The 15,845-nt window shown below is 66.6% G+C and carries 9 protein-coding genes, 1 tRNA gene and 1 pseudogene; 6 read left to right on the top strand and 5 right to left on the bottom strand.

Going from position 1 to position 15,845, the window contains the following annotated elements; all coding sequences use genetic code 11:
• Window positions 1–219 precede the first annotated feature (219 nt).
• From ACNPP0_RS11260 to ACNPP0_RS11245, 4 genes are all read right to left on the bottom strand, one after another.
• A complete protein-coding gene (locus ACNPP0_RS11260) occupies window positions 220–3,840 on the bottom strand; it encodes a UvrD-helicase domain-containing protein (protein ID WP_448705914.1) in 3,621 nt (1,206 codons plus the stop codon).
• A gap of 3 nt (window positions 3,841–3,843) precedes the next feature.
• A complete protein-coding gene (locus tag ACNPP0_RS11255) occupies window positions 3,844–6,507 on the bottom strand; it encodes a PD-(D/E)XK nuclease family protein (RefSeq protein ID WP_448705913.1) in 2,664 nt (887 codons plus the stop codon).
• A gap of 102 nt (window positions 6,508–6,609) precedes the next feature.
• Complete coding sequence (locus tag ACNPP0_RS11250) at window positions 6,610–6,789, bottom strand: hypothetical protein (RefSeq protein ID WP_332613223.1); 180 nt, start codon at window positions 6,787–6,789, stop codon at window positions 6,610–6,612.
• Window positions 6,790–6,929: 140 nt separating this feature from the next.
• Entirely contained in the window at window positions 6,930–8,141 is a 1,212-nt protein-coding gene (locus ACNPP0_RS11245; protein WP_332613222.1) for an MFS transporter, read from the bottom strand.
• A 290-nt stretch (window positions 8,142–8,431) separates the two neighbouring features.
• On the opposite strand from ACNPP0_RS11245, the gene ACNPP0_RS11240 reads away from it, so the two are divergent.
• From ACNPP0_RS11240 to ACNPP0_RS11225, 4 genes are all read left to right on the top strand, one after another.
• On the top strand, window positions 8,432–8,725 hold the full coding sequence (locus ACNPP0_RS11240) for a DUF485 domain-containing protein (protein WP_448705915.1): 294 nt from the start codon (window positions 8,432–8,434) through the stop codon (window positions 8,723–8,725).
• Window positions 8,722–10,398, top strand: coding sequence for a cation/acetate symporter ActP (locus ACNPP0_RS11235; protein WP_332613219.1), 1,677 nt, complete (start codon window positions 8,722–8,724; stop codon window positions 10,396–10,398). Before ACNPP0_RS11240 ends, ACNPP0_RS11235 begins: the two co-directional genes overlap by 4 nt.
• Window positions 10,399–10,510: 112 nt before the next feature.
• Window positions 10,511–12,466, top strand: a complete 1,956-nt coding sequence (gene acs / locus ACNPP0_RS11230; RefSeq protein ID WP_448705912.1) for an acetate--CoA ligase — start codon at window positions 10,511–10,513, stop codon at window positions 12,464–12,466.
• A gap of 7 nt (window positions 12,467–12,473) precedes the next feature.
• Window positions 12,474–13,130, top strand: a complete 657-nt coding sequence (locus ACNPP0_RS11225; RefSeq protein ID WP_448705911.1) for a response regulator — start codon at window positions 12,474–12,476, stop codon at window positions 13,128–13,130.
• Here ACNPP0_RS11225 and ACNPP0_RS11220 read toward each other — a convergent pair.
• Window positions 13,120–14,838, bottom strand: a complete 1,719-nt coding sequence (locus tag ACNPP0_RS11220; RefSeq protein ID WP_448705910.1) for an ATP-binding response regulator — start codon at window positions 14,836–14,838, stop codon at window positions 13,120–13,122. The two genes, ACNPP0_RS11225 and ACNPP0_RS11220, sit on opposite strands and share 11 nt — an antisense overlap.
• Before the next feature lie 272 nt (window positions 14,839–15,110).
• Here ACNPP0_RS11220 and ACNPP0_RS11215 point away from each other — a divergent pair.
• Window positions 15,111–15,185: transfer RNA gene (locus tag ACNPP0_RS11215), tRNA-Arg, on the top strand.
• Window positions 15,186–15,495: 310 nt separating this feature from the next.
• Window positions 15,496–15,845, top strand: a pseudogene (locus tag ACNPP0_RS11210) (D-alanyl-D-alanine carboxypeptidase); the annotation flags it as partial.

Below are 15,845 nucleotides of genomic sequence, written 5' to 3'. Positions count from 1 at the left end.
GCCTTGCTTGCTTTGCCTTGCTTGCTTTGCCTTGCTTGCTTGCTTTGCTTTGCTTTGCTTTGCTTTGCGTTGCTTTGCCTTGCTTTGCTTTGCTTAGCTTGCACCTTATCTGCTTGCCGCGGCTTATCTGTATGTTCGGCTCGCATTGATGGCGTGCGCCACGGGGTTGCTTGGCGGCTTGGGACTGGGGTTAGTTGTTTCGGGCCAGGGGGCGTTTGGTCATTGGTGTAGGTCGATCCAGGCCTTGGCTCTGGGGAAATATAGGGCGGCTTTGGCTTTGCGGCCGTCTAGGGAGGTGACTTGCGAGCAGTAGCGTAAGAGTTGGTCGCCGTGGCGCTGGCGCATTCTGGCGGCGAAGGTGGCGGGGGGTTCGCCGGGGTGGGGGCGGCCGGTTTTGTAGTCGACGATCAGCCAACCGTCTTCGGTGCTCAGGGCCAGGTCGATGACCGAGACCTTGCCGGCGGCGTCGATCAGGGGCCATTCGCGGCGGGCGCCGGATTGGGATAGCAACCAAAGGCCGCGTTCGTCGGACAGCGTGGCTTGCAGGGTTTCGAGGACGGCTTCGGCGGCGGCGTCGGCTTGGGATGCGGGGATGCCGGCGCGGGTCAGTTGGCGGCGCATGGCGGGCAGGCGGTCGGCCAGGGCTTCGGGCGGCCAGGCCTGTACGCCGTCTTGGCCGATGCGGGCAAGCCAGGCGTGGGCCAGCGTGCCGATGGCGGCGTCGTAGCCGGCTTCCAGTTGCCAGGCGGGGTGTTCGGTGCCATCGCCCCAGGAGCCACGTTCGGCGGTGCCGAAACCGGCGCTGATAAGTACGTTGGACTGTTGGGCCAATTGCGTCAGGCCCTCGCCGGCGACGCGGCGCAGTGGCTCGCCTTGCCATTCGGGGGTGTCGGCGGCGTCGGGTTCGGCCTGTTGGTCCAGCGAGGGTGGTGCGGGGGTTTGCAGGCAAGGCCACAGACGGCCCAGCAGGCTGGCGGATGGCGGGGTTTTTACCTGGCCGCTGGCTTCGTCGATGGACACGTGCCCTACCAGGTGCAAACGTTTGCGGGCGCGGGTGGCCGCCACGTACAGCAGGCGGTCGATTTCATAGGATGCTCGGCGTGCCTCGCGGGCGCCGAGATAGCGCGATATCGGGTCGGCCTCGACCTCGGCGCGCGGCTTGACCGGTCCGAACAGCACGCGGCCACTGCTTTGTTCAAAACGCACCAGCGGCGCCTGGTCGCCGCGCGGGGCGCGATGCAGGCCGTACAGGATCACGGTTTCAAATTGCAGGCCCTTGGACTTGTGCATGGTCATGATTTCGACGGCGCCGTCGTCCTCGTCCGCCGCGTCGGGCGCGGCGAACAGGCGCGAGATGCCGGCGTCCAGCGCTGCGGGGTCGATGGCGCCGTGGGGTGCCAGGCGCTCGACCAGCTGGAACAGGCTTTCGGCGTCGTTCGACACCGACAAACCTGCATACAGCGCCGGGCCGCCCAGGCGGCGCCACAGGGACTCCACCCAGGCGGCGAACGGCATCGCACCCGAAGCGTTGCGCTTGTCCAGCAGCACGGCGGCAACTTGCCGTAGCCGTTCGAATTCCTGGGGGCTCAGCAATGCTTGCGCGGGTGGGGTCTCGGATGCGGCCGATTCAGCTTCAGACCATGCGCCTTGTGGACCGCGGCCAACGGCGGACGAGGCAGCATCCAACAACGCGGCTTGCTGGGTGCTGCCCGCGGCGTCGGGATAGGCTTCAAACAAAGCGGATTGCGTGGTACCGTCCGCGGCGCCTGGAACCGCGTCAAACAACGAGCGTTGCGCGCCGCCGGCGGGGGCGCCACCACCGCCAACACGGGCAGCGGCCGCCGGGGCCGTGGCCGGTGTCATGCGCAGCGCGCGTTCCAGCAACACGGGGACCGGCGTAACGTGGTCGTCGCCGAACAGGCGTTGCAGGGACGTCAGCGTCAGCCCGCAGTACGGGGCCCGCAGCACCGACAGCCACGCCATGCGGTCGGCCGGGTGCGACAGCGCGCGCACCAACTGCACCAGGTCGGCCACCACCGGACGCAGCGCCAGGGGCACCAGGTCCACGGCACGGCAGCGGATGCCTTCCTGCGCCAGGCGGCGCGTCAGATTGCCCAGATGGCTGCGCGCTCGCACCAACACCGCCACGGGGTGCTTGGCACCCTTGTGGTCGATCAGCGCCTGTCGCACCAGCCCGACAGCGATATCCTCTGCCTGCTCCTCGGCCGGCGAGCCGCCCGCGCGCGACCACGCGGGGTGGAATCGCACGGCCGGGTCGGGCAGCGCCTCGTGGAAGGCCGTGGACGGGCTGTACGCGATGGCCCCCGCCGCCGCGTCGCTGCGCCGGGGCAGCAGGCCCGCGAAGGATCGGTTCACCCAATCCACAATGCCCGCCTGCGAGCGGAAGTTGTCGGTCAGGTTCAGGAAATCAGGCGTCAGTTCGCCCACGCCGATATCGGCCACCTCCAGGAACAGGCCCACTTCCGCCTTGCGGAAACGATAGATGGATTGCATCGGGTCGCCCACCAGGAACAGGCTGCGTCCGTCGCCCGCCTGCCAGCCCGACGTCAACGTCCGCAGCAAGTCTAGCTGCGTCTGGCTGGTGTCCTGGAACTCGTCGATCAGCAAATGGCGAATCGACGCGTCCAGTTTCAGCAGCAGTTCGCCGGGATCATCGGCGCTGCCCAGGGCGGCCGCCGCGCGTTGCGCGATTTCAATGAAATCGACCTCGCCTTTGTCCGCGAAGCGCAGGCGCAGTTGCGCCACGGCCAGCGCCAGCGTCATCAATTGCGCGCCCAGCACTTCCCATTGCTCGTCCGTGAAATGCGGCGCGGGTATGTCGCGCACCGCGTGCAGGCGGCGCACCCAGGGCGCCTGAGCGTCGGCCGATTCCAGCCACGCCACAAAGGGCTCCTTGTGCGCGCATTTGGCCGGAAAACCCAGGTTCTTGTTGACGGTCTTGCGCAGGCTGCCCGTGCCGGTCAACAGCAGATGGGCCACCGCGCGCCATTGGTCCAGCATTTCGGCGTCCGGCGGCAGGTCTTCGGTCCAGTCCAATAGCGCCAGCAGCTTGTTGTCGTCCTCGCCATCCTGCAAATGGGACGCGGCCAGGCGGGCCGGGCCGCACAGCGCATCGGCCCAACCCAGCGGCATGGCGTCGCACAGCGCGTCCAGGTCTTCGCCGATGGCTTCGGCCAGCATCGCTTCCATGCCGGCGCGGTCAGAGCCGTGGCGCAGCAGCGGCAGCCATTGGTCGCGCTGGCCCAGCATGTCGGCCAGGGCGTCCTTGGCGGCCTGTACGTCTACATCCAGATGCTTGAGCAGCACGCGCACCGCGTCGTAGTCGTCGGCAAGATCCAGCGTGGCGCGCGCCGCCGCTTCGTAGTGCGCGCGCGCATCGTCGGTGATTTCGGGCATGCCGCCCAGCTCGGATAGCCACGGCATGCTACGCACCAGGCCCGCACAAAACGAGTCGATGGTGCGTATGGCCAGACGCGCGGGGTGATCCAGCAGATGCCAGCCCTGCTCGGCATTGCGCGCCAAGGCGGCGCGCGCCAGCTCCCAACTGCGGCGCTCGTGCATGGCCTCGGGCGGGGCGTCCAGCCCGCGGCGCAGCTTGCTTAACACCCGTGCATGCATTTCGGACGCGGCCTTGCGCGTGAACGTGATGGCGACGATTTCCTCGGGCCGGTTCACCGTGGCCAACAGCGCCAGGATGCGGTCGGTCAGCAGTTCGGTCTTGCCCGAGCCGGCCGGTGCTTGCACGAGAAAAGAGCGAGTGGGATCCAGCGCGTCGGTGCGCGCGGCGTGGTCCTGTGGCAGGCGTTCAGTGTCGGCCATGGCTTAGGCGTCCTCGTCGTCAAGATGCAAACGCAAGAACGGCAATGCATCGCAGTATTTCAAATCGTCCCGGCGGTAGGCCACGTTGGTGGCCACGCCCGCCACGTACTCGTCCGCCAGCGCTTCGATGGCAACGCGCCAACGCTGCCGGATTTCGGGCCACGTCAGACCGTCGAAGAACTTGCTGTCGCTGGCCAGCGTCACGCCGGGCACGCCCAGGTCTTCGTCTGCCAGGCCCTGCGCCGCGACCTGCCGCGCGTGGATCTGCGCCAGCACCAGCCCGGCAACCTCGCCGCCCGCGGCATCGGCCAGCACCGACGCGTAGAACGGCAATTGCACATTCACGGGCCGGCTGCGCGACCAGTCGGGTTCCGGCTTGGCGGCGGCCACGCCCGTCTTGTAGTCGACGATGACGTTGCGGCCATCGGCCAGGCTGTCAATGCGGTCCAGACGCAATTTCAGGTTCAACACGCCGCGTTGCCATTGGTGGTTTTTTTCGACCTGCGCAACCGCGAACGGCAAGCGCTGCGCCTCCATGTCCAGCCACGCGGCCAGCACGGCGTGCGCGCGCTGGCATTCCAGCGCCTTCAACGCGGGCGCGTAGTCTTTGAGCTGTTCGTCGGCGGCCTGCGCCACGGCCTGCTCCAGCAAGGCTGCCAGGCGATTCGTGGCCATGACCTCGTGCAGCGTGTCCTGGTCGGGCATCATGCCCCACACCAATTCCAGCGCCTTGTGCAGGAACTGGCCGCGCACGTTGACCGTGGCGCTGTCGGCATAAGGCGCCAGTTCACGTCCGCCCAGCCGGTGCCGCACAAACGCCCAAAGCGGATTGCGCGCCTGCGTGTCCAGCACGTCCAGCCCGCCGCCACCCCGGTTTCCCGGGGCCAGCGGCGGCCCCTGGTTGTCGTCCAGCGACTCTTGCGGCAAGGGCGCGATGGCAGCGGCAGCCGGCGGTGTCCAGTCGGTTAGCGTGGCGGCCGCGATCAGCGGCGATGGCCGCAGTTCGCGTTCGCCGTCCATGTGGGCGTGGCTGACGATGATGTCGGGCGCGCAACGGCACAGCGCGGCGTACATGCCTTCGGCCCATTCGCGCTCGCGTTCGGGTGTGGCACGTGGCGCCTTGGCCTGGCGCAGCACGGCCAGCGGCAACAGCGGGTTGGGCTTGGGCGATGCCGGCAGCACGTCGTCCGTCAAACCCAGCAGCCACACGCCGTCCCAATAGCCGCCTTCGGCTTCCAGCAGGCCCAGCACGTCAAGCCGCGCGGAGGGATCGCGCTGCGGTTGAAACGATGCCGACCGCGCCACGCTTTGCAGCAGGTTGACCGCCGCCACCCCGCCCAGCCGGCCCGCCGCCGGCGCCAAGGCCGAAAAGCTGCCCAGCGCGTCGCCCAGTGCGCCCATGACCTGATAGGCCACGCTGTCCAACACACCTTCGCCAGGAAAACCCAGCGCCGTCAGCGCTGCTTTCATGCGCAGCATCCAGACGTCGCACGTCGCCTGGCGGCCGCCTTGCGTCCAGATTTCCAGCGCCTGATGCCACGCCGTGGCCAGCGCGGGAAGATCGGCCAGCAGTCTTTTCCAGTCGTGCGGGCTGACATGTTGCACGGCTTGACGGCGCCAGCGCGCGTCGATGCCGGCCAGGCGAGCGCGGTCGTGAACATCGCCCGCGCAATGCCCGGCCAGCAAGGCCGCGCCCATGACATCCACGCCGCAGCCCTTGCCGCTTGCGCATTCCGCCAACGCGCGCAGCCACGCCAGCGCGGCGCGCGCCATGGGCCATTCATTCAGGGGTCGGCCCACGGCCACGTTGAAGGCATGCGCGGGCGCGCCGTCGCGACCGGCCAGCGCCTGGCTCAAGATGCGTCGCGCGAATGGCGATTCGGCTTCCAGTTGCGGCGACACGATGGCAAAGCGCCCTTGCGGGTGCGCCTTCAACTGGCCGGCGGCCCACGCCGCCGCCGCGCGCCATTCGGCGCCTTGGTCGGCGGCTTCAAAACGGCGCGCAGCGGTTTCAACACGCTGCTCGTCACGCCATTGCGATACCTGCGAACCCCGAGTCTCAAAGGCGCTGAGCAGGCGGCGAAATCGCGGCGACATATCGGTGAAGCCGGCCAGGACCAACTGCGCGGGCGTGCGCAGACGACCCTCTTCCAAGGCGCGCAGCACGCGTGCGTAGCCCTGGTTGGCGTCTTCGGCATCGATGCCCGCCAACGTTTGCCGATAGCGCACGCGCCAGCGCGCAAAGCCGCGATATTCGTCCGTATCGGCGCCCGACGGTACGTGCAAGTCCCATTCGTCCATCAGCAGGTCGGCGTCCATCGCCAGCCTGGCCGCCTGGCTGGCATCAAGCAGCACGCGTTCGGCTTCTTCGGCGCGGATGGCTTCGGTCCAGACGAGCTGCGTGGCGAAGCTGTCCAGCCGATAGGCGGGCACGTCGTCGTCGGCTTCGAACGCCAGTTCGTTGGCGGATTCGGCAAGCCACGCGGACAGCGGCAGGATGCGCGGCAGTTCGCTGACCTGGCGTTCCTGGCGCAGCAGCCCCGCCAGTTCCAGCGTCAGCCGGCGCGACAGCCGGTTGTTCACCGTCAGCACCAGCGTGTCGGCGGCGGCCAGGGCGCCGATGTCCGGCAGCGATAGAAAGGGATGGGAAAGCAACGCGTCCTGCATGGGCATCCGTAAATCGCGCGCCTGAAGGCCGCGCGGGAAGACGAAAAAAACGACGGGAAAAATACCGTCGTAGGATACCGCGAGCCGCCGGGGGAAAGGCGGCTAAAAGCCGCAAAGCGATGCCAGGTTTTCCCAATGCACCTGCATGTCGGGCGTGGTGTAGCCCCAGAACGCCAGGCCCAGCACCGCCCCCAGCGCCAGCACGCCCGCCGTGCGCCAGGCGCGATGGCGGCGGGCGGCGGGCGGATGGGCGGGCGACAGGGAAGGATCGTTGGATGGCATGACAGGCCCGTCGATTTCGGTTGGGTTGCGGGACAGTTTTATCGCGGTTTCAAGCAAATACGAAGTCGGCAGCGCAGCGTGAAGGCACTTTTGGAACCGTTTCGAAGCGGTTCCTGGTCGGCGCCAGCCACCACGCCACCTCAGGCCGACACGGGGCGCGTCTCTACAGGCGTGACGGGCTGTTCCCGCACCGGCAGGCAAAGCAGCGCGGCAATCACGGCAAGCGCCACGCCCAGCCACCAGACCATGTCGTAGTTGCCGGTCTTGGCGTAGGCGTACCCGCCCAACCAGACCCCGGTGAAGCTGCCCAGCTGATGGCCCAGGAACACGATGCCCGATAGCGTGGCGGCATAGCGCAGCCCGTAGATCTGACCGATCAGCCCTTGGGTCAGCGGCACGGTGCCCAGCCAGAACAGGCCCATCCACGCGGCGAACACGTACAGCACCCACGCCGACAGCGGCACCGCCAGCAGCAGCAGGATGCCGAAGGCCCGCATGAAATACACCACGGCCAGCAGCCGCTTCTTGCTGTATTTGCCGCCCAGCTTGCCCGCATAGAACGAGCCCAGCACATTGAACAAGCCGATCAACGCCACCGCCGTCGCGCCCTGCCCGGGCGTCAAGCCACCGTCCGTCACGTACGCCGGCAAGTGCAGCGTGATGAACGCGGTGTGAAAGCCGCAGACAAAATAGCTCCAGAACAGGAAGTGAAACGACGGATGGCGCACGGCCTGCCGCACGGCGGACGCCAGCGACTGCTGCGGCCCCGACTGTGCTTGCGGGCGCCCGCGCAGGTAGTAGGCTAGCGGCGCGGCACAGGCGACGAACAAGGACAAGACCCACAACGCGCCCGGCCAATCCATGCCGGTGATCAGCGCCTGCCCGGTCGGCACCACGGCAAACTGGCCCAGCGAGCCGCCCGCGCTGGCGATGCCCATGGCCGTGCTGCGATAGGCGGGCGGCACGGCGCGCGCCACCACCGGCAGGATCACCGGAAACGTCGTGCCCGCCTGACCCAGCCCGACCAGCACGCCGGCAGACAGGTACAGCGTAGCTTCATCGGTGGCGAAGCGCGTGCCGATCATGCCCAGCATGTACAGCACGGCGCCCAGCGCGATGGTGCGGCCCGAGCCGTAGCGGTCCGCCAGGATGCCCATGAAGATGCAGGCCACGCCCCAGACCAGGTTCTGTAGCGCGAATGCCATGGAAAAGACATCGCGGCCCCAGCCGTGGGCCAGGCCCATCGGCTGCATGAACAGCCCAAAGGTGGCGCGCACGCCCATGGCAAGCAGCACCACCAGGGTGCCCAGGATCAGGGTGCGCGTGGAAATCGTATCGGTTTGCGTAGACATGAAACCCGTGTCTGGTTGTTGTGTGGGTTTGCGTCCCCTCCTCGGGACTCGGCAAACATCATATACAAGTCGCCGCGCGCCCAACCGTAATAGCCCTTCTGGCGAATCACGCTTTATGCCGCGCTGTCACTAGGGCCTACCCCCTACGACCAAGGTCGAGTGTGCGCGCCGGTGATGCGTCTCTATATTGGGCAGAGGCCCGCAAGGCATCGCTGCGCAGGCCGCCCCGGGCGCCCACACGCCGCCCGGCAATAACAACAAGGAGCCCGACCGTGCCCACCCCCGACACCATGACCGCAGCCGTCATGCGCCATCCCAAATACCAGGAATTGTTGCGACGCCGCAGTCGCGCCAGCCTGCTGTTCTTCACCATCACCGCCGTTATCTACGCCGGCTTCATCCTGACGCTGGCATTCGACCCCGTGTTCTTCGGCAGCCCCGTGTCGGGCATGACGATGAGCATCGGCGTGCTAACCGGCACGCTGGTCGTGTGCAGCGCCGTGGTGCTGATTTCGGCTTACGTGCATATCTCCAATTCCGTGTTCGACCCGCTGTTGGCCGCCATCATCAAGGACGTGTCATGAAAAACAAGAAACTGGGCGCCGCATTGATTTTCATATCGGGTTGCGCGCTGGCCGGATCGGCGCGCGCCGCCACCACCGGCCAGGCCAGCATGTCCGCCATCGTCATGTTCCTGACGTTCATCGCGGGCACCATGGGCATTACGTATTGGGCGGCCAAGCGCACCCGCACCACGTCTGATTTCTACACCGCCGGCGGTGGCTTGTCGGGGTTTCAGAATGGCCTGGCGATCGCGGGCGACTACCTGTCCGCCGCCTCGTTCCTGGGCATCGCGGGCATGGTCTACGTCAGCGGTTTCGACGGCATGATCTACGCCATCGGGTTCCTGTTCGGCTGGCCCGTGGTCATGTTCCTGATCGCGGAACGGCTGCGCAATCTGGGACGCTACAACTTTGCCGACGTGACCTCGTTCCGGCTGGCGCAAACGCCGATGCGCGTGCTGGCCGCCAGCGCATCGCTGCTGATCATCGCGCTCTACCTGATTGCGCAGATGGTGGGCGCGGGCAAGCTGATCGTGCTGCTCTTCGGGCTGGACTACAACGTGGCCGTCGTCATCGTCGGCTCGCTGATGATGATCTACGTGGCCTTCGGCGGCATGACGGCCACCACCTGGGTGCAGATCATCAAGGCCGTGCTGATGCTGTTGGGCGCCACCTTGATGACGGTGCTGGTCATGGCCGCGTTCAACTACAGCCCCGACGCCTTGCTGGCCGAAGCCACGCGCGTGCACCCGTCCGGCCGCGAACTGCTGGCGCCGGGCGCGCAGGTCAGCAGCAACCCGCTTAACGCCTTGTCGCTGGGCATTGCGCTGGCGTTCGGCACGGCCGGCCTGCCACATATCCTGATGCGATTCTTCACCGTGTCCAACGCCAAGGAAGCCCGCAAGTCGGTTATCTACGCCAGCTCGTTCATCGGCTACTTCTACCTGCTGACGTTCATCATCGGCTTTGGCGCGGTGGCGTTGCTGGTGCGCCATCCCGAGTATTTCGTCACGGGGGCCGACGGTAAGTTCGACATGCTGAAAAGCCTGGTCGGCGGCACCAACATGGTGGCGGTGCACCTGGCCAACGCCGTCGGCGGCAACCTGTTGCTGGGCTTTTTGGCGGCGGTGACCTTCGCCACCATCGTCGCGGTGGTGGCCGGGCTGGCGCTGGCCGGCGCCGCGGCCATTTCGCATGACTTGTACGCCAACGTCATCGCACGCGGGCGCGCCACTGAACGCCAGCAGATGCGCATTTCACGCTTGTCCACCATCGCGCTGGGCGTCATGGCGATCTTGCTGGGTATCGTGTTTGAAAACCAGAACGTGGCCTTCATGGTTGGCCTGGCGTTCGCCATCGCGGCCAGCGCCAACTTTCCGGTGCTGGTGCTGTCGATTTCCTGGCGCGGCTGCACCACGCGCGGGGCCACCATCGGCGGCTTCCTGGGGCTGGCCAGCGCCACGCTGTGGGTCGTGCTGAGCGACACCGTGTGGGTGGATGTATTTGGCTTTGCCACGCCCATCACGCCCTTTCCCAACCCCGGCATCCTGTCCATTCCGCTTGCGTTCTTTTCGATCTGGCTGTTTTCAAAGTTGGACAACAGCCCGCGCGCGCAACAGGAAGCCCAGGCTTTCGACGCGCTGACCGTGCGTAGCCAGACGGGCATCGGCGCCACCACGGCGGTGGCGCATTGAACGCCGCGCGTGAATACGGGCATGAACCCGAACATGAACCCGTACATGAACACGAACATGAGCATGAACGGCGCCCCATAACCCCCGCCCATCAACCGCCCCAGGAGCCCTAATGGAACCCATTCCCGATCGCTATCCCGTCCCGGAAGGGTTTGCCGGGCCGCAGACGGTGACGCAGGAGCAATACGCGCAGCGATACGCGGCGTCGTTGCAGGACCCCGACGCGTTCTGGGCGGACGCCGCCAAGCGCTTGCAGTGGTATCAAGAGCCCACCCAGATTCGCGACGTGGACTTGTCGGCCGACAACTTTCACATCCGCTGGTATGCCGATGGCGAACTGAACGTCAGCGTCAACTGCCTGGACCGGCACCTGGAAGCGCGCGGCGACAAGGTCGCGCTGATCTGGGAATCCGACGACCCCGACCTGCCCTCGCAACGCGTCACGTATCGTGAATTGCACGCCAAGGTCTGCCAGATGGGCAACGCGCTTCGCCGCCAGGGCATCGGGCGGGGCGACCGCGTCACGATCTATCTGCCGATGATCGTCGAAACCGTGGTGGCGCTGCTGGCCTGCGCGCGCATCGGTGCGGTGCACAACGTGGTGTTCGGCGGTTTCGCACCCGCCTCCATCGCCGCCCGCGTGCGCAACTGCGGCGCCAAAGCCATCATCACGGCCGATAGCGGCCGCCGCGCGGGGCGCGCCATTCCCCTGAAAGACAACGTGGACGCCGCGCTGAACATGCCGGGCATGGAAGGCGTGCGCAGCGTGCTGGTGGTGCCCCACGCCGGCACGCCCGTCACCATGACCGCCCACCGGGACCAGTGGCTGGATCAGCTGATGGAGGCCGAGTCCACCGACTGCCCGCCCGAACGCATGAACGCCGAGGACCCGTTGTTCATCCTCTACACCTCGGGCAGCACCGGCAAGCCCAAGGGCATGCTGCACACCACGGGCGGCTACCTGGTGTACGCCGCCTACACGCACGCCGCCATCTTCGACATCCGAGACGACGACGTGTTCTGGTGCACGGCCGATGTCGGCTGGATCACCGGCCACAGCTATCTGGTGTACGGGCCGCTGGCCAACGGCGCCACCACCGTGGTGTTTGAAGGCGTGCCCAGCTACCCGGACGCTTCGCGCTTCTGGCAGGTGATTGACAAGCACGCCGTGACCATCTTCTACACCGCCCCCACCGCCATCCGCGCCTTGATGCGCGAAGGCCCCGGCCCGGTGCTGCGCACATCACGCCAGTCGTTGCGCTTGCTGGGCACGGTGGGCGAACCCATCAACCCGGAAGCCTGGCGCTGGTATCACGGCGTGGTGGGCGCGGGCCGCTGCCCCATCGTGGACACATGGTGGCAGACCGAAACCGGCGGCATCCTGATTTCGCCGCTGCCCGGCGCCAAGGCCGCCAAACCCGGCGCGGCCGGCACCCCGTTCTTCGGCATCCGCCCCGAACTGGTCGACGTCAAGACCGGCGCCATCATCACCGGCCCGGGCGAGGGCAACCTGTTCATCCGCGATTCCTGGCCGGGGCAGGCGCGCACCGTGTATGGCGACGAACCGCGCTATATCCAAAGCTGCTTCAAGGACTACCCCGGCATGTACTTCACCGGCGACAGTTGCCGCCGCGACGAAGACGGCGATTACTGGATCACCGGGCGGGTGGACGACGTGCTGAACGTCAGCGGCCACCGCATCGGCACCGCCGAACTGGAAAGCGCGCTGGTGCTGCATCCCAAGGTGGCCGAGGCCGCCGCCGTGGGCTACGCGCACGACATCAAGGGCCAGGGCATCTATGTGTATGTCACGCTGAAGGCGGGCGCGGAACCGTCCGATGCGTTGCGGCAGGAACTGGTGGCGCATGTGCGCCGCGAGATCGGCCCCATCGCCACGCCCGACCATCTGCAATGGGCGCCCAGCCTGCCCAAGACGCGCTCGGGCAAGATCATGCGGCGCATCTTGCGCAAGATTGCCGAGAACACCGTGGACGATCTGGGCGACATCACCACGCTGGCCGATCCGTCGGTGGTGCAGGCGCTGGTCCGCGAACGGCGTGTGGCATGATCGGCCGATGCCAGTCCTGCTTATCGCCGATGACCATCCGCTGTTTCGCGAAGCCCTGCGCGGTGTGATCGGCCGGGTGTTCCCCGGCGCCGTCGTCCACGAGGCCGACCAGGTCAGGGTGCTTTACGACCTGGTCGATTCCTGCCCCGACGCCGACCTGCTCCTGCTGGATCTGGACATGCCGGGCTCGTCGGGCCTGGGGGCGCTGAAACAGCTGCGCAGCCAACGTCCGCAACTGCCGATTGTCATCGTGTCGGCGCACGAAGACCCGCTCCTGATACGGCGGGCGCTGGATCACGGCGCAATGGGGTTCATCCCCAAATCGTCGGACGCCGACACACTGGGCGTAGCCTTGAACCACGTGCTGGACGGGGGCACCTGGGCGCCCGACACGACTCACGCCATCCCTTGCGCATCGACACGCGAACCGGGGTTGGCCGCCAGCGTGCGCGAGCTGACGCCGCAGCAGTTTCGCGTGTTGCAGATGGTGGGCGCCGGGCTGTTGAACAAACAGATTGCGCATGAATTGCAGGTATCCGAAGCCACCATCAAGGCGCACATGACGGCCATTATGCGCAAGCTACGCGTGTCCAACCGGACGCAGGCGGTGTTGATTGCCGAGCGCCTGGGGCTGGGCACCTGGCGTTACGGCATCAAGGTTTGAACGCGGCCTGGGCGCGCAGTTTTGCGGCCAGGAAGGCGCGCAGCGATGCCGGCTTGACGGGCTTGGCCAGCACCCGATAGCCGCGCAATCGCGCCGCCTGCCTCAATGCGCCATCGCCATCCACCGATAGCAACGCGCCTCGCACGGACGGCGCGGCGGCGCGCAGCGCATCCAGGCTGTCCAGGCCATCAAGGCGGTCGCGCAGGTGGTAGTCCACCAGCAGCACGTGCGGCTGATGCCGCATCATCAACAGCGCATCGTCCAGCGTGGCGGCGCACAACACGCTGGCTTGCCAGCGGCTCAGCAGCGCCTGCATGCCGCCAAGCACGTCGGCGTCATTATCCAGGCACAACACACGCAAGCCTTGTAGCGAGGCGGGCTCCACGGGAGGTTCGTCGTCGGGCGCCGGGCGGTGCGGGCACTGCTGCGTTAGTGCGTCGGTTTGCGATTGAGATCGAATCCGCGACCGGGATTGCGACCGGGGTTGCGATCTGGGCACGCTGATTGAAAACACGCTGCCGCGCCCAATGGCTGAGCGCGCGTCCAGCGGATGCCCCAGCAGCGACGCAAAGCGCCGGCAGATGGACAGGCCCAGCCCATGGCCGCGCGCCTGCTCGCCCTGCCCTTGCGCGTCACGATGAAATTCGTCGTATACGTAGCGCAACTGCTGGGGCGCAATGCCCGGGCCGGTGTCCCAGACCTGCAAGCGCACATGCCCGCGACAAGACCGCGCGCTTAACAGGATGCGGCCGCTGCGCGTGTAGCGCAGGGCGTTGGCCAGAAAGTTCTGCAAGACGCGACGCAACAGGCGCGGGTCGCTGCGCACCGGCAGCGGGCGCCTGGCATGCAGGCGCAGTTGCAGGCCCGCCCGCAGCGCGACGTGGCCATACTGGTCGGCCAGTTCACGCAGCATGGGCTCGATGTCGAAATCGATCGGCTCCGGCTGCAACATGCCCGCATTCAGCCGCGAGACGTCAAGCAAGCCGTCAAGCAGCTCTTCGGCGGCGCGCAGTGACGTATTGATGCGTCCGGCCAGGTAGCGCTGCGCCTCGGGCTCTTGCTCTTCATCCAGCGCCGATGCAAACAGCCGCGCCGCGTTGATCGGTTGCAGCACATCGTGGCTGATCGCCGTCAGGAATTGCGTGCGCGACTGCTGCGCCGCCTCCGCCTGGCGGGTGCGCGCACTGACGCGCCGTTCAAAAGTGTCGTGGATGTCCCGCAGCTGAAGCTGCACGCGCTTGAATTCGGTGATGTCGCTATAGCTGGTGACGTAACCGCCACGGGGCAAAGGCCGGCCACGCAGCTCCAAGACCCGTCCGGACCGCAACGTGCGCTGGCTGCGGTGGACCGTACCGGCCCGCATGAAGCCGACCCGCTTGCGCACGACCGCTTCGATATCCAGCCCGGGTCCCGAGCCAAATTTGCCACGACGCGCATTGAAGCGGATCACGTCGGCCACCGGGCGTCCCACTTGCAGAAGGCCTTCCGGGTAGTCGAAAAGGCGCTGATATTGCCGATTCCATGCCACCAGCCGCATTCGGGCATCGACCACGCTTACGCCTTGCTCGATGCAGTCCAGCGTAGCCAACAGGTCGGGCGCCCGGCACAAGGCGCCGCCGCCGGGCCGGAGCCGGCCCGCCAGACGGAACACGGCAAGCGCCACCGCGGCAAGGGCGAACAAGGCGAGCGCAAGCCAGCCCAGCATCATGGAACAACTCCTGCGTAGGGATCGGGCCGGGGCGCAAGTTGTAATTGTGATGGTGCGCGGCGGCGTTGCGCGCATTATGACGCCGGCCGACGGCCCAACGTGCCTTCCCGGCGCGCCTTCCCTGCAATATCAGACGAGTACGAAGCCGGCGGTCCCGCAAGCGCGCCATGCCACCGACACCGACCACCCAGGCGGGGCACGCCGCTTAATGCCCCCGGCAGTGATAAACTCTGGCCCGGTCGCCACCCCATGCGCGGCCCCTGTATTACCGTCTCGCCGTAGTTAAATGGATATAACCGGCCCCTCCTAAGGGTCAATTGGTGGTTCGATTCCACCCGGCGAGGCCACCCCCCGGCCTCGATTCCGACGCCCATTTGCTCCCCGCCATACCGCGCGTTCAGCCAGATGAGGGTTAATCCGGGCTACGCTCACGCGCCTTGCGCCGTTAGCTTCTCGTGTCGCGCCTTGTGACGAATTGAATCTTCGTCAATACGTCACCGATATTTTTTTCGGGCAAGATGGCGAATCGCCTTGCGTGCAACTTGATGTGCTGTTTAAATTCGACGCGTAAGCCCCTAATTCATCTGGACTTTTCCTGAACCGACGTAACGCCGGCTTAAGAAATACTTTTTCACAGACTGACAAGCCTGCTCAACCATGGCATTTTCCTGGAAACGTGCAATTGCGAACGCGGTAGCGCCGGCGGCGCTGGCGCTGTGCGCGCTCCTGCCCCCCGCCGCGCAAGCCGCGAAAAATTCCGATCCTTGCAAGACCAACGCCAAATCGGCGGCTTGCAAGGCGCAACAAGCCAAGAAAGCGCCCGCTCCCAAAGCCAGTGCGGGCAAGACGTCGGCGGGCAAGCAAGCCGCGCCGAAGTCTTCGGCCTCTGCCAAGCAAGCCGCGCCCAAATCTTCGTCCACCGCCAAGAAAGCCCCGCCCAAGTCTTCGTCCACCGCCAAGAACGCTGCGCCCAAGGGCGGCAAGCAGGTGGCCGCCAAGGCCACGCC

Source organism: Achromobacter semiaridum, from assembly GCF_053543755.1.
The sequence above is the reverse complement of the archived record's forward strand: the minus strand, read 5'-3'. Positions and strand labels throughout refer to the sequence as shown.